The organism is Thermomonospora cellulosilytica (genome assembly GCF_014138835.1).
In the GTDB taxonomy this organism is placed as follows: domain Bacteria; phylum Actinomycetota; class Actinomycetes; order Streptosporangiales; family Streptosporangiaceae; genus Thermomonospora; species Thermomonospora amylolytica.
Genome location: NZ_JACJII010000001.1, coordinates 6288401 through 6307559, shown reverse-complemented (window position 1 = coordinate 6307559; position 19159 = coordinate 6288401). Strand labels below are relative to the sequence as shown.

Below are 19159 nucleotides of genomic sequence, written 5' to 3'. Positions count from 1 at the left end.
CTGGAGCGCATGTCGATCCCCTGGTCCGAGATGTACTGTCTAACCGCGTTGGACGCACAAACCCTAGAGCCGGTTGGGATCATTGAGCGATAGGGCGAACGTCCCCGAACAGGCAGGACACTGTCCTGACCCGGCTAGGCGAAAAGCTCGGCGGGGAAAGGTTTTCAGTCCGGGGACTCGTCCTCGGCGCCGAAGATCATGGACGAGATCTCCAGATAGAGCTGCTCGGGATACGGCATGTAGGCGACGTTTCGCAGCGCCTGTTTGTCACCGGCGGACTCGATCTCGAACTCGCCGTATCCCAGCATCCGGCCCACCACCGACCGGTCCAGCTTGATGTCCTCCACCTTGGCCAGCGGCATCATCGCGACCTTGCGGTTGAGCACGCCGGTCACCATCATCACCCGGTGCTCGGTCACGATGAAGAACTCGATCGACCAGGTGATCACCTTCCACACCAGCCGTCCCACCAAAAACAGCCAGGGCAGCCACAGCAACGGGATCCCGGTGTAGGTGTGCACCAGCGCCGACACCAGCAGCCCGCCCAGCGTCTCGGCCGCCGACTGCAGCAGCACCGCCGGATGCCGCCGGACCGCGATGACATGGCGTTCGTAGGACATCAGGTACTTGTCGACCGTCCGCGAACCGGCGTCGCGGAACACCATCATGTCCTGCATGTTCATCGGCGGTGCCCTCGTCGGGGTCGGGATTCCCCACCGTAGCGGAGCGGCGGGCGCGCCGCAGTGATCCGGTGGGCCTTGTCACCGGACCGGCCGCACCGCAGGATGGCGGCATGGACGCCGCCGGGGATCCGCACGATCCGCACGAGGTGACGGCACGGCCGGTCTGGCGGCTGCTGGTCCGCGGGATCGGCCTGTTCCTGCCGGAGTGGGGCGCGCCGCCGCAGGCGCCCGTGCCGGTGGACCGGTCCGCCGTGGCCCCTCCGGTCTACCTGGACCCGCGCACCGGATTCGGCCTGCAGTTGCGGCTGCGCGGGCGGCTGCGCGGGCTGCAGCCGGACCGGGAGGTGTACGTGCGCGGCCGGCAGTCCCCGGGCTACGGCATCGTGATCGCCGGGCCCGCGGCGGCGGTCGGCAGCCGGGTGGTGGACGCCGCCGCGCTGGTCCGCTACGCCCGCCGGCTGGTCTTCGCCGAGCTGTACGACCCGGCCGACGCCGCCGGCATGCCCGCGGCGGTCCGGGCGGTGCGCTCGGTCGAGGCCGCCGTGCTGCTCGACCGGGCCGGCGGGGTGGGGCTGTGCGCCGAGGTGGACCGTGCCACCGGGGAGCTCCGCTGCCCGCTGGCGGTCCGGCTCGACGGGACCGGGGGAGGGGTGCGCGCCTACGCGGTGGGCGGCCGGCTCGCCCACTCGGTCAACTCCCACAGTTGATGGGCGGCCGCCCGGCGCAGCCGCAGCGCCACGGCGGCCGGGTCCCAGATCGTCTCGTCGGCGTCCGGCTCCATCGTCTGGGACGGCGTGAGCACCGCGCACAGCAGCTCCTCCCGGGTGCGGACGGCCAGCAGCGGGCCGATCTGCGCGACGGCGCCGTCGCTGTCGTGCAGCGCCCGCAGCAGCCCCTTGAACGCCGTCTCGTCCTCGGGGACCGGGCGTTCGGCCGGATGCGGGGCACCCGCCACCCGCACGTCGGTCGGCAGCAACCCGGCCCGGTCCAGGTCGGCGCCGGTGGAGATCAGCAGCCCGGTGAACGCGCCCGCCAGCTCGTCCATGGTCCGCCCGGCCAGGAAGTAGCGCAGCCGCCGCGGCCCGTCGGGATCGCCGTCCCCGGAACGGAACCGCACCCGCAGCCCGGCCGTCCGCGCGCACCGCTCGTACACCTCGGCCAGCACGTCGTGCAGCCGCGGGTCGCGCGCCCACAGCCGGCCGGGCAGCAGCGCCGCCCGGCCGGGCCGCTCGCCGAGCAGGGACTCGCGGACCGCCTCGTCCAGCTCCCCGCCGGCGTACCGCAGCAGGTCGCCGACGACGTCCTCGACGTCCTCCAGCGTGCGGGTCAGGTCGCGCTGCAGCTCCCAGATCTCGGTGCCGCTGCGTTCCAGCTCGGCCAGCCGGTCCAGCGCCGTCTCCAGCCCGGGCCCGCCCGGCCCGGCCCCGTTCCGCTCGGCGAGCGGCCGCAGCCGGGTCTCCAGGTCGGTCAGCTTGCGGCGCACCGCCGACAGGGTGATCCGCTGCTGCTCCAGCTCGTGCAGCCGGGCCTCCTGCGCCTTGAGGTAGTCGTCGGCGTGCCGGACCAGCTCGCCCAGCTCCTCGATCTGGAACGTGTTGCGGCGCAGCCGGTCGTCGAGGGCGGGCAGCACGTCGCGCTTGACCCGCGACAGCTCGGCGGTGAGCTGCTCGCCGACCGTGACCAGCACCCCGTTCTGCTTGCCGACCTGCTCGCGCAGCTCGTCGATGCGCCGTTCGAACGCTCTGGCCTGGTCCTTGCTCTGTTTGCCGGCCCACAGCTCCAGCGCCCCCACGACCATGCACAACACCAGCAGGACGACGGTCATCGGGCTCCTCGCAGGCGACCGGGTCGGGCGGGCAAACGGTAATGATCGCGACGATAACCTACGTAACCGTCGTCCGCAGAGCAGGTTGCTGACCTGATAGAAACCCCTAACGCCGCGCCGCGGGGCCTGCCGGATGTCGGTGTTCGAACATATAATCGAATCATGGACGACACGCGCACGCCGGCCCGGCCCGGCGATCTCCCGCCGGCCGAGATCGCCGCGCTGGCCCTCTCGCTCGCCCACCTCGGCAGCGGCCCCCAGGCCGTGGCCGCCCGCCGCGCCCTGCGGCACCTGACCGCCGACCTGTCCGACGACCCCGTCACCAGCAGCACCCTGAGCACCCTGACCACGCCGCTGGCCGAGGCCATCGCCGACCGCGCCCGGGTCATCGCCGAGGCGATCACCGAGCGCCGCGTCGTCCGCCTCTGCTACGGCGACGCCGGCGCCAACGTCACCATCCGCGAGGTCGAGCCCGTCACCTGCCTGGTCCACCGCGACCACTGGCACTTCGTCGGCTGGTGCCGCCTGCGCCGCGGCGTCCGCGCCTTCCGCTTCGACCGCATCCTCGCCGTCGAGCCCACCGGCACCCCCGCCCCCCAGCGCCCCGTCTCCGGCTTCCTGCCCTGGCACCGCGCCACCCCGGCCCCCACCCCCTGACCGGCGGGCGCGGCGGGAACCCCCTGCTCGCCGCGCCCGCCTTCCCTCTCGACCGACCGGGACATCGCCGCCCGACGCCTCGCGGACCACTGGCCGTGCCGCGGCGAGCGACGGCCCCGCCGCGCTCATCGGCGTTTCGCGTGGACGCTGGGTGAGCCGTCCGGTCCGCCACTGGAGGGGCGTTGAACGTCCGGGGCCCTGCGGGGCGGTGCGCAGGGCCCGGACGTGCGACGGCGGGATGCCGGGGTGGACGGGGTGCGGAACGGTCAGAGGAGGGCCAGGTAGGCGCCGCCGTCGACGGGGACGGCGGTGCCGGTGATGAAGCGGGCCTGCTCGGAGCACAGGAAGGCGGCGTAGGCGCCGAAGTCGTCGGGGTCGCCCACCCGGCCCATGGGGACGGCCTCGGCGGCCTTGGACAGGTCGCCGCCGTGGAGCCGGCGGAGGCGGTCGGTGGCGTGGGAGCCGGGGAGCAGGGAGTTGACGGTGACGCCGTCGCGGGCGACCTCCAGGGCCAGGGTCTTCAGGAACCCGGTGGCGCCGGCGCGGGCGGTGTTGGACAGGATGAGGCCGGAGATCGGCTGGCGCACGGAGATGGACGTGATCGCCAGGACGCGGCCCCAGCGCCGCTCGCGCATGGGCGGGACGGCGGCCTTGCACATGGCGACGACGGACATCAGGTTGAGGTCCAGGGCGGCCCGGTAGGCGTCCAGGTCGATGTCGTCGAAGCCGCCGGGCGGGGGACCGCCGGCGTTGGTCACCAGGATGTCGACCCCGCCCAGGAGGCGCTGCGCCTCGTGGACGAAGGCGGTGGCGCCCTCGGGCGTTCCGACGTCGGCGACGATCGGGTGGGCGTTCTCGCCGATGGCGGCGGCCGCCTTCTCGAGGCGTTCCCGGTCACGGCCGCAGATGGCCACCTGCACGCCCTCGGCGGCCAGCGCCCGGGCGGTGGCGAGTCCGAGTCCGCTGCTGGCCGCTGCGACGGCGGCGCGGCGGCCGGTCAGTCCAAGGTCCATGCCGAGCACGCTACTCCCGCCGCCGATCTCGGGACGGCCCCTGTACCCCAAGGGCCGCCGGTGGCCGTGTCGTTCCGCCACCGCTTTCGAGGCCGCACCTGCGTTCGTGCGATGAGCCGTCCCCATGGACGCTGCGGCGGTCGGGCCGAACGGGGGCGCGTCAGGGGAAGCAGAGGGTGCGGGTGATGGCGTCGCGGACGACCTCGGCGGGGCGGCCGCCGTCGGCGTAGGCGGTGCGTTGCAGATGGGCGCCGGTGCCGCGGGTGCGGAGCGACTGAAGGGACCGCTGCACCCGCTTCAGGTCGCCGGCGGTCTCCAGAGCGGTGCGCACGTGCTCGACCAGCGCCTCGATCACCGTCTCGGCCGGGGCCAGCCGCCAGGTCACCGGGTGGACCAGCGGGCCGCGCAGTCCGGAGCGGGCGGCCCGCCACATCGCCGGGCGCAGCACCTCGGTGCGCACCGGGTCGGGCGGCTCACCGGCGCGCCAGGCGCGGGCGGCGGTCTCCACCAGCCCCCGGATCAGCGCCGCCACCAGCACGGTGTCCTCGGCGACCAGGCACACGTCGGCCACCCGGATCTCCACCGTGGGGTAGTGGCGGGACAGCCGCGCGTCGAAGTAGACCATGCCCTCGTCCAGCAGCACGCCGGTCGCGATCATCGCCTGCACGGTGTCCCGGTAGGCCCGGACGCTGCCGAACAGGGCGGTCGGCCCGCTGGAGGGCCATCCCCACCACACCTGCTGCCGCCAGCTCTCGTACCCGGTGTCGCGGCCCTGCCAGAACGGCGAGTTGCCGCTGAGGGCCAGCAGCGGCGCCAGCCACGGCCGGATGCGGTCCAGCACGCCCACCCCCTCCTCCGGGGAGGAGATCTCGACGTGCACGTGGCAGCCGCAGATGAGCTGCTCGTCGGCCGTTCGGGCGTACTGCTCGGCCATCCGGTGGTAGCGCGCCTTCGGGGTCAGCGAGGGCCGCACCGCCACCGGGGAGGTCGCCAGCGCGGCGATCTCCACGCCCGCCCGGCGGGCCGCCCGCGCCGCCGCCAGCCGTCCCTGCCGGATCTGGTCGGCCAGGTCGTCGAGCGACGTGCACGGCCGGGTGCAGAACTCCACCTGCTCGCGCTGCAGCTCCTTGTCCAGCGACCAGGGCGCTCCGGCGTGCCGCAGCCCCTCGGGCCCCTGTCGTTCCGCGCACCGCAGCACGGCCCCGGACATGGCGCGGGGAACCCCGTCGTCCGGATCGACGATCAGCAGTTCCTCTTCGACGCCGAAGCTGCGCACCCTCTGGATATGCCCGAAAACCGGCAAATAAGGACAGAAGCCAATATTTTACACTCGTAAAGCTCGGGGCGGCCCGGCCGCGGGGTCAGGGGGAGGGACGGCGGACGGAGTCCAGGGCCATCAGGGCGACGTGGAGGGAGACGCAGGAGTCGACGTCGTCCAGATCGGCGTCCAGGATGCGGGAGATGCGGCGCAGGCGCTCGTAGAGGGCGGGCCGGGACAGGTGCGCCTGCTGGGCGGCCAGGGCCTTGTTGCGGCCGGCGGCCAGGTAGACCGACAGGACGCGGGTCAGGTCGGTGCCGCGCTGGGCGTCGTACTCCAGCAGGGGGCCGAGTTCCCGTTCGACGAACGTCTGCAGCCGGGCGTCGTCGCGGAGCAGATGCAGCAGCCCGCGCAGGCGCAGGTCGGGCAGGCGGTACAGGAAACGGTCGCCCGAGCCGCGGCAGGCCGCGTCGGCGACCTGGTCGGCCTCCAGGAACGAACGGCGCACGTCGCGGATGGACTCCACCACCGACCCGGCCGCCATCACCGCACCGGTGCCGCAGGTCTTGCGGACTTGGTCGGCGATCTGGCGCAGGGCCCGTTCGGCGTCGGCCCGGGCGGGCAGGGAGATCAGCACGCCGACCCGCACCCCCTGCGGGCCGGCCTCGTCCAGCAGGCCGACCAGGGCGGGCAGCCGGGCGTCGCGGCAGGCGGCGGTGGCGGCCTCGGCCAGCGCGGCCAGCGCCTCGTGCTCGGCCGGACCTCCGGCCGGTCCGCCGGCGGGACCGTCCGCGGGACCGTCGAGGGAGCCGCCGGCGGGCACGGCGCCGGTACGGGGCCGCAGCACGGCCGCCAGCAGCCGGCGTCCGGCCAGCGGAACGCCGAGGGCGCGGGCGCGGGCGGCGGCCTCGGCCGGATCGGCGTAGGCGCGGGCCAGGATCCCGGCGATGATCGTGCCGTGCGCCTGCCGTTCCAGGCTCTCGGCCTGCCGGTCCAGCAGCCGGGCCAGCGCCAGCGTGGTCGCCGCCCGTTCGATCAGCACCACGTCGCGGGGGGTGGGCGGCCCACCGCCGACGACGATCAGCCGGCCCCAGTCCTCGTCCCGCGCGCCGACCGTGGTGACCAGCCAGCCGGAGGCCGGGTCGTAGGCGGTGCGCCGGTCCGGCCGCACCGCCCGGGACCGGGTCTCCCACACCGCCAGCAGCTCCGCCGGGTCGGCCCCGGCGGTCTCGACGGCCAGCACCTGGTGGGCCAGGTTCTCCAGCACCACCGGCCGCCGCGCCAGCGCCGCCACCTGGCGGATCACCTCGGCGGGCGAGGCGCCCTCCACCGACAGCCGGGTGAAGATCTCGTGCAGCTGCTCGGAGGCGCGCAGCTCGTCCAGCTGGGCGTCCAGGATCCGGGCGTGCACCGCCTCGGTGATGTCGATGAACACCGTCTCCCGGGCCAGCGCGATCACCGGAAGGCCGTGCTCCTCGGCGGCGGCGCGCAGCGCGACCGGCAGCTCCCCGACGTAGCGGCGGCCCAGCTCCACCATCAGCCCGCTGGCGCCCGCCTCGGCCAGCTCCGCCACGTACCCGCGCAGCCGGTCCGGCTCGTCGGGCAGCGCGATCCCGGTGGTCAGCACCAGCTCGCCGCCGTGCAGCAGGTGGCCGATGTCGGCGACCTCGGCGACGTGCACCCAGCGCACCCGGGCGTCCAGCCGGTCCGCGCCCGCCACCACACGGGGCTGCCCGCGCCGGACGGCGTCCAGTTCCAGCACGTCGGCCAGGCTGGGATGCATTCCAGCGAGGATATCCCCCCGATCGCGGGACGGTTCATGACGGATCGGTCGACAGGGTGAAATCCGGCGCGTGGTGGGTTAGGTTCCGATCATGGCCGACCAGCCCGAGCCGGTGCGGATCGACACGAGCAGGCCGCACCCCGCGCGCATGTACGACTACTACCTCGGCGGCAAGGACAACTTCCAGGCCGATCGCGAAGCCGCCGAGCAGGCCATCCGGGGATGGCCCGCGCTGCGCACCGCCGCCCGGGCCAACCGGGCCTTCCTCGGCCGGGCGGTGCGCTTCCTGGCGGGCGAGGCGGGGATCCGGCAGTTCCTCGACATCGGCACCGGGCTGCCCAACAAGGACAACGTCCACGAGGTCGCCCAGCGGATCGACCCGGCCTGCCGGGTGGTGTACGTCGACAACGACCCGATCGTGCTGGCGCACGCCCGTTCGCTGCTCACCAGCACACCGGAGGGGAGGACCGCCTACGTCGACGCCGACCTGCGCGACCCCGAGAAGATCCTGGCCGAGGCGCGCGCCACGCTGGACTTCGACCGGCCGATCGCGTTGATGCTGGTGGCGGTCCTGCACTTCATGCCGGACGAGTACGGGCCCCGCCGCATCGTCCAGACCCTGGTGGACGAGCTGCCCTCCGGCAGCTACGTCGCGGCCACGCACGTCACCTCCGAGTTCAGTCCGGAGGTGGTGGCGAACGCGGGCGAGGCCTACCGCAGGGGCGGGATACCGGGCCAGGACCGCGGCCGCGCGGAGATCCATGATCTGGTCTTCGCCGGGCTGGAACTGGTCGAGCCGGGGCTGGTGGTCTGCTCCGAGTGGCGTCCCGACCCCGGCGGTGAGCGGCCCGCCCCCGCCGAGGTGGCCTGTTACGGCGGTGTCGCCCGCAAGCCCTGAACGGTGTCCCGGCCACGGCTCCGGGCATGATGGCGCGCAGGGAGGAGAGAGCACCATGAGCCTGCTGGACGAACGGTCGATCACCACCGAGCTGGAAACGACGCCCGGGTGGGAACGGGACGGGGACGCCATCGTCACCACGGTGCGCCTGGCCGACTTCAAGGAGGCCATGGCGTTCGTCAACCGGGTCGCCGACCTCGCCGAGGAGGCCGACCACCACCCGGACATCACGATCAGCTGGAACACGGTGACGCTCAGCCTGTCCACGCACTCGGCGGGCGGCCTGACCGGCAAGGACTTCGACCTGGCGCGGCGGATCAACGGGCTGCGGGACTAGACACACCGTCAAGGAACGCCCCGCAGATCCGACACAGTGTCCCTGGTGCGCCCCGGTGGGCGGCACCAGACTTGACCCATGTCGGACTTGCTCGCACGCCACCGCGCCGTCATGCCGGACTGGGTGGCCCTGTACTACGACCGGCCCATCGAGATCGTCAGCGGCCGGGGGAACCGGGTCACCGACGCCGACGGCCGCACCTACCTGGACTTCTTCGCCGGCATCCTGACCAACATGATCGGCTACGACGTGGCCGAGGTGCGCCAGGCGGTGGAGCGGCAGCTCGCCACGGGCGTGGTGCACACCTCGACCGCGTACCTGCTGCGCGGCCAGGTGGAGCTGGCCGAGAAGATCGTCCGGCTGTCCGGCATCGAGAACGCCAAGGTGTTCTTCACCAACTCCGGCACCGAGGCGAACGAGACGGCCCTGCTGCTGGCCACCTACGCCCGTAAGAGCGACCAGGTGCTGGCGATGCGGCAGAGCTACCACGGCCGCTCGTTCGGCGCGCTCGGCGTGACCGGCAACCGGTCCTGGAAGAACAACTCCTACTCGCCGCTGAACGTGCACTTCCTGCACGGCACCGACCGGCACCTGCCGCAGTTCGCCGGCCTGTCGGACGCCGACTACGTCAGGGTGTGCACCGAGGACCTGCGGCACGTGCTGGCCACCGCCACCGGCGGGGACGTGGCGGCGCTGATCGCCGAGCCGGTGCAGGGGGTGGGCGGCTTCACCATGGCCCCCGACGGCCTGTTCGCCGCCTACAAGGAGGTCCTGGACGAGTACGGCGCGCTGTTCATCTCCGACGAGGTGCAGACCGGCTGGGGACGGACCGGGGAGACGTTCTTCGGCATCCAGGCCCACGGGGTGACGCCGGACATGATGACGTTCGCCAAGGGCCTGGGCAACGGCTTCGCGGTCGGCGGCGTGGTGGCCCGCGGGGAGCTGATGGACGCGCTGCACGCCACGGGGCTGTCCACGTTCGGCGGCAACCCGATCGCGATGGCCGCCGCCAACGCCACCCTGGACTACGTGCTGGACCACGGCCTGCAGGCCAACGCCGCCAAGCTCGGCACGCTGATCATCGACGGGCTGCGGGAGGCCGCCGGGCGGCTGCCGGTGGCGGGCGAGGTGCGCGGCAAGGGCCTGATGTTCGCCGTCGAGCTGGTCGACCCGGCCACCCGCCGGCCGGCCCCCGCGCTGGCCGCCGCCATGATGGAGGAGACCAGGAAGCGCGGCCTGCTGGTCGGCAAGGGCGGCCTGTACGGCAACGTCATCCGGATGGCGCCGCCGCTCACCCTGACCGAGGCCGAGGCCCACGAGGGCCTGGGCATCCTGATCGACTCCCTGGAAGCGACGAACGAGGCCGCCAAGTGAACGCAGGCAAGCACGTCCGGCACTGGATCAACGGCAAGCCGTACGACGGCCCGGCCGAACGGCAGGGCGACATCCATGATCCGGCCACCGGCCGCACGACCGGGAAGGTCGACTTCGCCTCCGCCGAGGAGGTGAACGCCGCCGTGGCCGCCGCCAGGGCCGCGTTCCCCGGCTGGCGGGACGCCTCGCTGGCCCGGCGCACCGCCGTGCTGTTCCGCTTCCGGGAGCTGCTGGCCGCGCACCGCGACGAGTTGGCCGCGCTGATCAGCTCCGAGCACGGCAAGGTCGTCTCCGACGCCGCCGGGGAGGTGGCCCGCGGCCTGGAGGTGGTGGAGTTCGCCTGCGGGATCCCGCACCTGCTCAAGGGCGGGTTCTCCGAGAACGTCTCCGGCCGGGTGGACGCCTACTCGATCCTGCAGCCGCTGGGCGTGGTCGCGGGGATCACCCCGTTCAACTTCCCGGCGATGGTGCCGATGTGGATGTTCCCGGTGGCGATCGCCTGCGGCAACACGTTCGTGCTCAAGCCGTCGGAGAAGGACCCCTCGGCCTCGGTGCGGCTGGCCGAGCTGTGGGCCGACGCCGGGCTGCCCGACGGGGTGTTCAACGTGGTGCACGGCGACAAGGCCGCGGTGGACGGGCTGCTGGAGCACCCGGACGTCAAGGCGGTCAGCTTCGTCGGCTCCACCCCCATCGCCCGGTACGTGTACGAGACCGCGGCCCGGCACGGCAAGCGGGTGCAGGCGCTCGGCGGCGCCAAGAACCACATGGTGGTGCTGCCCGACGCCGACCTGGACCTGGCCGCCGACGCGGCGGTGTCGGCCGGGTTCGGCTCGGCCGGCGAACGGTGCATGGCGATCTCGGTGGTCGTCGCGGTCGACCCGGTGGGCGACCGGCTGCTGGACAGGATCAGGGAACGGGTCGCGGACCTGCGGGTCGGCCCGGGCGACGATCCGCGTTCGCAGATGGGGCCGCTGGTCACCCGGGAGCACCGCGACAAGGTCGCCTCCTACATCGACGGGGCCCGCGAGCAGGGCGCCACCGTGGCCGTCGACGGCCGCGAGGTCGAGGTGGAGGGGGCCGAGCACGCCGGCGGGTTCTGGCTCGGCCCGACCGTGCTGGACCACGTGACACCGCAGATGGACGCCTACCGGGACGAGATCTTCGGCCCGGTGCTGTCGGTGGTGCGGGTCGGCTCCTACGACGAGGCGATGGCGCTGATCGCGGCCAACCCATACGGGAACGGGACGGCGATCTTCACCAACGACGGCGGGGCGGCCCGGCGGTTCCAGAACGAGGTGGAGGTCGGCATGGTCGGCATCAACGTGCCGATCCCGGTGCCGATGGCCTACTACTCGTTCGGCGGCTGGAAGGACTCGCTGTTCGGCGACAGCCACGCCCACGGCATGGAGGGCGTGCACTTCTACACCCGGACCAAGGCGGTGACCGCCCGCTGGCTCGACCCCAGCCACGGGGGAGTGAACCTGGGCTTCCCCACCAACTGCTGAGCGGCCCCGGACACGCCCCGGACGCGCCGATCCCGCCGGACCTGACTCCGGCGGGATCTTCTTGTCACCCGAGAAGTCGGAGCGCCGGGAGCGAATCTCAACAAACCGCGCAAATCACCCGTGGGGGCTCGTCGCGGGGAAGTGTCCGCGGTGTCGCGCAGCGTCACCCCGCGCAGGTGCCGGGACCGGCGGTTTCTCCCGCCGGTAGGTTTCCGACGAAGGAATGTGACAGTGCGGTGCGGGCGAACAATAGCCGCCCCCATTGACCCGCTCTATGGCATGCGACACACTCGGACCGTCGCAATTAAATGAGCGGGTGAAAAAGCCGGGACCTGACACGGTCAAGGCCGCGTTCGGATTCCGGAATCCTTCAGGGAGCGTCCGGTGCAGACCGAAAACAGCGTACCCACGGACGACCACGCGGCCGAGGTCGAGGCGCTCAACCGCCGCTATCCGGGATGGTCCATCTGGTTCGGCCTGTTCACCCGGCACTGGTGGGCGCTGCCGCCCCGGGCCCAGGACATCGGCGATTTCATCGAGGCCGAGACCCCGCAACGCCTCATCGCCCGCATCGAGACCCATCCCGTCCCGCCGCCCGCCGTCCCGCGCCCCGCCGCCCCGTCCCGCCCGGCTCCGCCGAGCCCCTCGCACCTGCTGCGTCTGGAGGGCCCGCCCCCGTCCGCGGGCCACCGCCCCCCGATGACCGCCCGGCCCGGCCGTCCCTTCCGCTGATCCCGTGCCGATCGGCCTTTCCGTCAGATGGGTTGTGGAAGCCGGACGAGAGGACGATGAATTGTCGGCCCAGGGGTCGTTCCGGCAATTGATCCGGCGGAAGTGCCGGGCGCGGCCGCCGGGGCCTGCGGACGGGGCGCGTCGATGGCCGGTTCCGGAGGTCGGTACGCTGCGACGATGACAGGGGCCCGCGGTCGCGGCGCGACGATCTCCGCGCCGTCATGGACGCGCCGCGACTACGCTGCGCCGTGAACCTTTTTCGACAGGCTCACCGGGCCCGGCCCAGCGGCCGGTCTGCGTCCCGGCCCGCCGTCACGGCCCCGGCCGGGCGGGCGGCGACGTTGCGGAAGGTTCGGTGTCCAGCGGTGGCCGGGCTCGTCCGGCGGAGGTTGTGGGAGAGGTATGAGCCAGTCTGATCCCGTGGGCCGGGCGTCCCGCGCGGTGCGCGGGGCGGCGGAGGCGTTGCGCGGGTTGGGCGTCCGTCACCGGGCCGCGGCGATTCTGGCGGTGCTGCTGGTGGTGGCGGTGATCGTGGTGGCGGCCGGGCGCGACGGGGAGGACCCCCCGGTGAGCACGGTGCGGCCGCTGCAGACGCTCGGCCCCGGCGAGGGAGCCCTCAACCTGGTCACCATGCCCGGGCTGGTGGAGAACGGCGGCAGCGACGAGCGCGTCAACTGGGTCGCCCCGTTCGAGGAGCGCACCAGCTGCAAGGTCAACCTCCGGTCGGTCGCCTCCGCCAAGGAGATGGTCGACCTGATGTCCAACCCGGAGCGGCGCTACGACGGGGTGCTGGCGCCCCCCGAGGTCGCCGACCAGCTCATCGACACCGGCCACGCGGCGCCGGTGAACGCCGACCTCGTCGACGGCTACAAGCAGCTGGAGTCCCGGCTGCGCGACCTGTACGAGCGCGACGACACCGTTTACGGCGTCCCCTACGTGTGGGGCTCCAACCTGATCATGTACGACCGGCGGGCCGTGCGCCCCGTCCCGTCCGGATGGGCCGACCTGTTCGACCCCGACCGCGCCAGGCGGTACGGCGGCCGGCTCGTCATGCGCGACACCCCCCTCGTTCTCGCCGAGGCCGCCCTCTACCTGCGGTCCACCAAGAAGTCCCTGGACATCACCGACCCGTACGCGCTCAACCGCGAGCAGCTCGACGCCGCCGCCGAGGTCGTCCGCGAGCAGCGCCCCCACGTCAGGGAGTACTGGACGGAGCCCGCCGAGGCGGTCGGCGCGTTCGCCGGGGGAGAGGCCGTCATGGGCCAGGTCTCCTCGTACCAGCTCGACGTGCTCACCCGGGCGGGCCGCCAGGTCGCCGGCATCGTGCCCGAGGAGGGCGTGACCGGCTGGGTCAACACCTGGCTGATCGGCGCCCGCAGCGAGCACCCCAACTGCATGTACGAGTGGCTCAAGTGGACCTCGTCCCCCGACGTGCAGCAGCAGGTCGCCGAGTGGGCCGGGGTCGCCCCCGCCAACCCCGAGGCCTGTGAGGGCGACCGCCTCAAGAGTTCGTTCTGCGCCGCCTACCGGGTCGGCGACGACGCCTACATCAAGAAGGTCGTCTTCGCCCGCGCCCCCAGCAGGGACTGCGGGAACGGCCGGCACGAGTGCACCGACTACAACGACTGGATCCAGGCCTGGGAACGCGCCCGCACCGAATAGCCCGCCGAACGCCCCCCGCAAGCGCGCAACACACGGCCGAACGGGCAAAGAGAGAGAGGGCGCGTCCGGCCGCCCCCTGCCGAACACGCCCTCTCGTGGAGCCGGGTGTTCTGGGTAACCCCCCGAAAACCCAGAACACCCTCCTGGTGGAGCAATCAGCGGTAGGACACCGCCTCTCCCGGGGCCGGACCGTTGACCGGCCGGCCGGCCCCGCTCCCCGGTTCCGCCGGGCGGGGCCTCGGCAGGGCGGGTGCGCAATCCTCGCACGCGAACACCCCTGAGCCGCTCGGCAGGCATCCCACCCGCACGCGCGGACGCGGCCACCTCTTGTGGCAGGCGACGCACGCGTCGCCGTCGCGCTGCGCGGCGCTGAGTGCGCCGGGGTCGAACACGAGTTCGTCCGTACGGCCCATTGCTCACCCCCGCGATGCGGGACCGGTTAACGTGATTCCTTTATAGGTGACCGCCCGTGTACCCGCCGTTATACCGCCCTCAAGATGAGGCAAACTCTGGCTTATTGCGCTCGCTCCGCTCGCGTGGCGAGCGGGCCTGGGGGCGCGTGGTCGTTCGTCGTCGCGGTTCACGATCGCTCGTTCCTCGCGATCTTGAACCGCTCCTCCTCACGACCACGCGGGCCCGCTCGCGGTGGCCTCCAGCACCTCCGTGTGCAGGGCATCCCGCGAGCAGGGGCCAGGGGGCGTGGGCGGCGGCGTGACGGGTCGGGGAGATGTGATCGGTCGGCGGGCAGGTGAAGCGAAATGCCCGGCGCTTTACCGATATTGATCGGCTTTCCTCGTTCCTCGTTTTTGCCGACCGTCGGGCGCGGTATTGCCCTCGTTCGTTTCTCGGGGCCTTGCACGGGGCGGGGTTGAAGGCCACCGCGAGCGCGCCCGCGTGGCCGTGAGGGAGGAGGTTTCAAGATCGCGAGGAACGAGCGATCTTGAAACCGACGACCGAACGGCCGCGCGTCCCCAGGCGCGCGAGCCGCGCGAGCGAAGCGAGCGCAAAACTACACGTGCTTCTCGAAGCAGAGGCTGAGGATGTTGCCGATGTAGGGGCCGAAGGCGGGGATGCGGCGGTAGCCGCTGGACTGGTAGAGGCCGATGGACTCGGGCTGGAGGTCGCCGGTCTCCAGGCGGAGGGTGCGGACGCCCCGGGTCCGGGCGAGTTCCTCCAGGGACTGCAGGAGGCGGCGGGAGATGCCCTGGCCGCGGTGGGCGGGGCGGACGTACATGCGGGTGACCTCGGCGACGCGGGGTTCGAGGGGGCGCAGGCCGCCGCAGCCGACGGCCTCGTCGCCGATGCGGGCCACCAGGAAGTCGATCTGGGGGTCGATGCCCTTGGGGGCCTCGCCGGCGCCGGGGTAGCGGGCCTCGATCTCGGCCTGCTGTTCGGCGCACAGTTCGATGACGGCCCGGTCGTAGGGGGTGGCGGGGGCGATGTCGATGAGCACGCTGATTCGCTTCACGGTCTCGAACGTACGTCCGTCTTGTTAGGTCGGTGTTACAAGGGAGTGACCCCGGAGTCAGGGTGAACGTTCTCCCGACATGCAACGGTCCCTCCTGTGAGGGCCTCCAGGGCCGTCACAGGAGGGACCGTGCGGACGCCGTGCGGCTCAGGCGCGTTGTGCGCGGTAGTAGAGCGCGCGTTCGGAACCGCCGAAGTAGGTGCCGAACAGGTAGCCGGGCAGGGACTCGTACCGGAAGCTGGTGACCGAGTTGATGACGCCCGTGCCGGAGGACTCGCTGAAGTTGGTCAGCCAGGGACCGCCGCTGGCGCCGCCGATCATGTTGCAGCGCATGCCGATCGAGCGGGTGCGCAGGAAGTCGTCGAACGTGCCGCCGCTGCAGTGGATCAGCCGCCCGCCGGTGTAGGGATCCTGCGCCGGGTAGCCGAAGGCGTACATGTTCCGGCGGCGCGGCTGGTTGAACGCGATGCCCTGGCCGCCGACCACGTCGACCAGCCGGCGCCCGTTCAGCGGGTTGACCACGGCGGCGCCGACGTCGTGGTTGAGGTCCTCGGTGGCGGCCCACTCCCCGGTGGCCAGGGTCTGGCGCGCGGTCCAGGTCCCGTACGGGCGGTTGCCGTTGTTGTAGCCGGGGACGAAGACCCAGTTGGTGTGCCAGGCCCCGCCGAGCTTGACGCAGTGCCCGGCGGTGACGACGGTGCTGCGGTTGGCGCCGGCGACCGCGCTGGCCGAGCAGGACGCGTCACGGCCCTGGTAGGTGAAGAACACCCGCCCGGTGGTACGGGCGACCACCCCGCCTGCGGTCCACGGGCTGCCCGTGGTGGGGAACGCCCGCCGCTGGCGGGGGACGGCGCTCTTGGCCGGCTGCAGCATGTGGTCCATCGGCGTGGCCTGCTGCATCCGCTCGCGGGTCCAGTACTGCAGCACCTTCTGCTGCGCGTCGGCCGTGGTCGCCTGGGTCCTGATCGCCGGGTTCGGATCGGCGGGCGCCTGCGCCCATGCCGGAGCCGCCGCCGGTGCCGCCGTCAGGACCGCGCCCGCGACCACCCCCAGCGTCCGGGACGTTCTTCGCTTCATCTGGGTTGTCCACCTTCCCTGCCGGACCGTTTCGCCCGGTCGTGATGCCGGATCGGGTGCCGTCCGCATCGCCGCGGACGGCACCCGATCAACACGTTACGAGATCATTCGATTACTCCCCGCATCTGCCGGCCCCTCAATCCGAAGGAATGCGGGAAGTCACCTCCCGGACCGGTCGGCGTTCGGCGTGAACCTGACTGAATCCGGCATCCGGTGCCGGGGGACGGCCCGGCGGACGCGACAATGGCGGCATGATGGCTGCCTCAGTGACCCAGGCCTCCGGCGCGACCGGCCGCCGCGACGTCGTGCTGCTGGGCTCGACCGGATCGATCGGCACCCAGGCCCTGGACGTGATCCGCCGCAATCCGGACCGCTTCCGGGTGGTCGGACTGGCCGCCGGGGGAGGGCGGGTGGACCTGCTGGCCGCCCAGGCCCTGGAGTTCCGCCCCGAGGTGGTCGCGGTGGCGAAGGCGTCGGCCGCCCAGGACCTGCAACTGGCCTTCTACGCCGAGGCGAGCAAGCACGGCTACAGCTCCGGCGACTACCCGATCCCCAAGATCGTGGCCGGGCCGGACGCGGTGGCCGAGGTCGCGGCCTGGCCGTGCGACCTGGTGCTGAACGGGGTGACCGGCGCGCTCGGCCTGTCCTCCACGCTGGCCGCCCTGGACGCCGGCCGGACGCTGGCGCTGGCCAACAAGGAGTCCCTGATCGTCGGCGGCCCGCTGGTCAAGGAGCGCGCCGTCCCCGGGCAGATCGTCCCGGTCGACTCCGAGCACTCCGCCCTCGCCCAGTGCCTGCCCGGCTGGACGTACGGGGACCGCGCCGCCACCGGGCGGGTGCGCCGGCTGGTGCTGACCGCCAGCGGCGGGCCGTTCCGCGGCCGGACCCGCGCCGAGCTGGCCGACGTCACCCCCGAGCAGGCGCTGGCCCACCCCACCTGGGACATGGGCCCGGTCATCACCATCAACTCCGCCACCCTGGTCAACAAGGGGCTGGAGGTCATCGAGGCGCACCTGCTGTTCGACGTGCCGTTCGACCGGATCGAGGTGATGGTGCACCCGCAGTCGGTGATCCACTCGATGGTGGAGTTCACCGACGGCTCCACCATCGCCCAGGCCAGCCCGCCGGACATGCGGCTGCCGATCGCGCTGTCGCTGACCTGGCCGGACCGGCTGCCGGACGCCGCGCCCGCGGTCGACTGGACCAGGGCGCACACCTGGGAGCTGCTGCCGCTGGACGACGAGGCGTTCCCGGCGGTGTCGCTGGCCCGGCACGTCGGCGAGCTGGGCGGCACCGCCCCGGCGGTCTACAACGCCGCCAATGAGGAGTGCGTGGAGGCGTTCCGCGCGGGACGGCTGCCGTTCCTCGGGATAGTCGACACGGTCGCGCGGGTAGTAGGCGAGCACGACGTGGTGGCCGGTGCCGGCGTCACCCTCGACGACGTGCTCGCGGCCGACGCCTGGGCCCGGGCGCGCGCCCGAGAGCTGGCCTGACGCCTGCCGGTCCGGGGGCGCCCCCGGACCCTCGCCGGGCGGCCCTCGCCGCGGTGCGGCCGCCCGGCCCGGCGCCGGACCGGCCGGTGGAACGGCGAGAGGAGGCCGATGGGGTATCTCCTCGGCGTCGTCGCGTTCGTGGCCGGTCTGGTGCTGTCGGTGATGCTGCACGAGGCGGGCCACCTGCTCACCGCCAAGCGGTTCGGCATGAAGGCCACCCAGTTCTTCGTCGGGTTCGGCCCGACCCTGTGGTCGACGCGGCGCGGCGAGACCGAGTACGGCGTCAAGGCGGTCCTGCTCGGCGGCTTCGTCCGGATCATCGGCTACACCACCCTGGAGAAGGTGGACGAGGCGGACCGGCCGCGCGCCTTCTACCGGCAGCCCGCCGGGCGGCGCGCGGTGGTGATCGGCTCCGGGGTCGTGATCAACTTCGTGTTCGCGTTCCTGCTGCTGACGGTGCTGGCGATGGCGGTCGGGGTGCGCGACCCGGGCACCGCCACCACCACCGTGCAGGAGGTCAGCGCCTGCGTGCCGGAGGTCCTCGGCGAGGAGTGCGGCGAGGACGCCCGGCCGTCGCCCGCCCGGCGGGCCGGGATGCGGACCGGTGACCGGGTGGTGGCGTTCGCGGGCGCGCCGGTGGCCGACTGGGCGGCGCTGCGGGACCGGATCCGCGCGGCGCGGCCCGGCCAGGCGGTGCCGGTGGTGGTCGACCGCGACGGCCGCCGGCTCACCCTGCGGGTCACCCTCGCCGAGGTCGGCGGGGAGCCGTTCCTCGGCATGACGGCGCAGGTCGTCGGGGCCGGGTACGACCGGCTCGGCCCGCTGGACGCGGCCGGCTTCGCGGCGCAGGGGATCGGGCGGACCGTCGTGGAGATGGTCCGCGCCCTGGCCGCGCTGCCCGCCGCCGTGCCGGAACTGTTCTCGGCCGAACGCGCCCAGACCCCCGGCGGCCAGGTCGGCAGCGTGGTCGGCGCGGGCCAGGTCTCCGGCGAGATCTTCTCCGCCGAGGCCTCCTGGCGGGACAAGGTCGGCACCTATCTGGCCCTGGTCGCGTCGATCAACATCTTCCTCGGCGCGCTGAACGTGCTGCCGCTGCTGCCGCTGGACGGCGGGCACCTGGCGGTGGTCGGCTACGAGCGCCTGCGGGCGCGGGCGGCCCGGGCGCGCGGCCGTCCCGACCCCGGCCCGGTGGACATCACCCGCCTGCTCCCGATCACCTACCTCGTCGTCCTGCTGCTGGTGGGGCTGTCGGTGCTGTTGATCCTGGCGGACCTGATCAATCCACTCAGTGTGTCCTGACGGGCACGTTCCGTATGTCCGTCCGGCACAATCCACGCTCCCGACCCCGGACATTCACGGCAGGCGCATAGGCTTGGGGGCCGACGGAACCGATC

17 protein-coding genes are annotated in these 19159 nt (G+C 72.9%); 10 read left to right on the top strand and 7 right to left on the bottom strand.

Annotation, left to right across the window (positions count from 1 at the left end; genetic code table 11):
* Positions 1-164: 164 nt before the first annotated feature.
* Positions 165-683, bottom strand: coding sequence for a PH domain-containing protein (locus HNR21_RS29710; protein WP_119729321.1), 519 nt, complete (start codon positions 681-683; stop codon positions 165-167).
* A gap of 110 nt (positions 684-793) precedes the next feature.
* Here HNR21_RS29710 and HNR21_RS29705 point away from each other — a divergent pair, with 110 nt between their 5' ends.
* The gene (locus HNR21_RS29705) at positions 794-1390 is read left to right on the top strand and encodes a hypothetical protein (RefSeq protein ID WP_182707761.1); all 597 of its coding nucleotides are present in this window, start codon (positions 794-796) and stop codon (positions 1388-1390) included.
* Here the strand turns inward: HNR21_RS29705 and HNR21_RS29700 are convergent.
* A complete protein-coding gene (locus tag HNR21_RS29700; protein ID WP_182707760.1) occupies positions 1342-2508 on the bottom strand; it encodes a hypothetical protein in 1167 nt (388 codons plus the stop codon). The two genes, HNR21_RS29705 and HNR21_RS29700, sit on opposite strands and share 49 nt — an antisense overlap.
* 162 nt (positions 2509-2670) lie before the next feature.
* Here HNR21_RS29700 and HNR21_RS29695 point away from each other — a divergent pair, with 162 nt between their 5' ends.
* On the top strand, positions 2671-3165 hold the full coding sequence (locus tag HNR21_RS29695) for a helix-turn-helix transcriptional regulator (RefSeq protein WP_182707759.1): 495 nt from the start codon (positions 2671-2673) through the stop codon (positions 3163-3165).
* 266 nt (positions 3166-3431) lie between these two features.
* On the opposite strand, the gene HNR21_RS29690 is transcribed toward HNR21_RS29695, so the two are convergent.
* The 3 genes from HNR21_RS29690 to HNR21_RS29680 all read right to left on the bottom strand — a co-directional run bounded on the left by HNR21_RS29690 (position 3432) and on the right by HNR21_RS29680 (position 7219).
* The gene (locus HNR21_RS29690) at positions 3432-4178 is read right to left on the bottom strand and encodes an SDR family oxidoreductase (protein WP_119731927.1); all 747 of its coding nucleotides are present in this window, start codon (positions 4176-4178) and stop codon (positions 3432-3434) included.
* 160 nt (positions 4179-4338) lie between these two features.
* Positions 4339-5454 carry a carboxylate-amine ligase gene (locus HNR21_RS29685; RefSeq protein ID WP_182707758.1) on the bottom strand — a complete coding sequence of 372 codons (1116 nt, stop codon included), beginning with the start codon at positions 5452-5454 and terminating at the stop codon, positions 4339-4341.
* Between the two features lie 85 nt (positions 5455-5539).
* Positions 5540-7219 (bottom strand): PucR family transcriptional regulator, encoded by a 1680-nt coding sequence (locus tag HNR21_RS29680; RefSeq protein WP_182707757.1) that lies wholly within the window; start codon positions 7217-7219, stop codon positions 5540-5542.
* A 91-nt stretch (positions 7220-7310) separates the two neighbouring features.
* On the opposite strand from HNR21_RS29680, the gene HNR21_RS29675 reads away from it, so the two are divergent.
* The 6 genes from HNR21_RS29675 (at position 7311) to HNR21_RS29650 (ending at position 13727) form a co-directional block, all read left to right on the top strand.
* Positions 7311-8117 (top strand): SAM-dependent methyltransferase, encoded by an 807-nt coding sequence (locus tag HNR21_RS29675; RefSeq protein ID WP_182707756.1) that lies wholly within the window; start codon positions 7311-7313, stop codon positions 8115-8117.
* A gap of 55 nt (positions 8118-8172) precedes the next feature.
* Positions 8173-8454, top strand: coding sequence for a 4a-hydroxytetrahydrobiopterin dehydratase (locus HNR21_RS29670; protein ID WP_119729327.1), 282 nt, complete (start codon positions 8173-8175; stop codon positions 8452-8454).
* 78 nt (positions 8455-8532) lie between these two features.
* Positions 8533-9828: an aspartate aminotransferase family protein gene (locus tag HNR21_RS29665; RefSeq protein WP_119729328.1), complete on the top strand. Its 1296-nt coding sequence runs from the start codon at positions 8533-8535 to the stop codon at positions 9826-9828.
* Positions 9825-11333 carry a CoA-acylating methylmalonate-semialdehyde dehydrogenase gene (locus tag HNR21_RS29660; RefSeq protein WP_182707755.1) on the top strand — a complete coding sequence of 503 codons (1509 nt, stop codon included), beginning with the start codon at positions 9825-9827 and terminating at the stop codon, positions 11331-11333. The genes HNR21_RS29665 and HNR21_RS29660 overlap by 4 nt, the downstream gene beginning before the upstream one ends.
* Before the next feature lie 384 nt (positions 11334-11717).
* Complete coding sequence (locus HNR21_RS29655; protein ID WP_182707754.1) at positions 11718-12065, top strand: hypothetical protein; 348 nt, start codon at positions 11718-11720, stop codon at positions 12063-12065.
* A gap of 402 nt (positions 12066-12467) precedes the next feature.
* Positions 12468-13727 carry an ABC transporter substrate-binding protein gene (locus HNR21_RS29650; RefSeq protein ID WP_182707753.1) on the top strand — a complete coding sequence of 420 codons (1260 nt, stop codon included), beginning with the start codon at positions 12468-12470 and terminating at the stop codon, positions 13725-13727.
* A 1009-nt stretch (positions 13728-14736) separates the two neighbouring features.
* Here the strand turns inward: HNR21_RS29650 and HNR21_RS29645 are convergent.
* Together HNR21_RS29645 and HNR21_RS29640 are read right to left on the bottom strand one after the other, a co-directional pair.
* Positions 14737-15195: a GNAT family N-acetyltransferase gene (locus tag HNR21_RS29645; RefSeq protein ID WP_312881405.1), complete on the bottom strand. Its 459-nt coding sequence runs from the start codon at positions 15193-15195 to the stop codon at positions 14737-14739.
* Positions 15196-15342: 147 nt separating this feature from the next.
* Positions 15343-16272: a trypsin-like serine peptidase gene (locus HNR21_RS29640; RefSeq protein ID WP_182707752.1), complete on the bottom strand. Its 930-nt coding sequence runs from the start codon at positions 16270-16272 to the stop codon at positions 15343-15345.
* A gap of 251 nt (positions 16273-16523) precedes the next feature.
* On the opposite strand from HNR21_RS29640, the gene dxr reads away from it, so the two are divergent.
* Positions 16524-17765, top strand: coding sequence for a 1-deoxy-D-xylulose-5-phosphate reductoisomerase (gene dxr, locus HNR21_RS29635; RefSeq protein ID WP_198679131.1), 1242 nt, complete (start codon positions 16524-16526; stop codon positions 17763-17765).
* 108 nt (positions 17766-17873) lie between these two features.
* Positions 17874-19064 carry a M50 family metallopeptidase gene (locus tag HNR21_RS29630; protein ID WP_182707751.1) on the top strand — a complete coding sequence of 397 codons (1191 nt, stop codon included), beginning with the start codon at positions 17874-17876 and terminating at the stop codon, positions 19062-19064.
* The last annotated feature ends 95 nt before the right edge of the window (positions 19065-19159 follow it).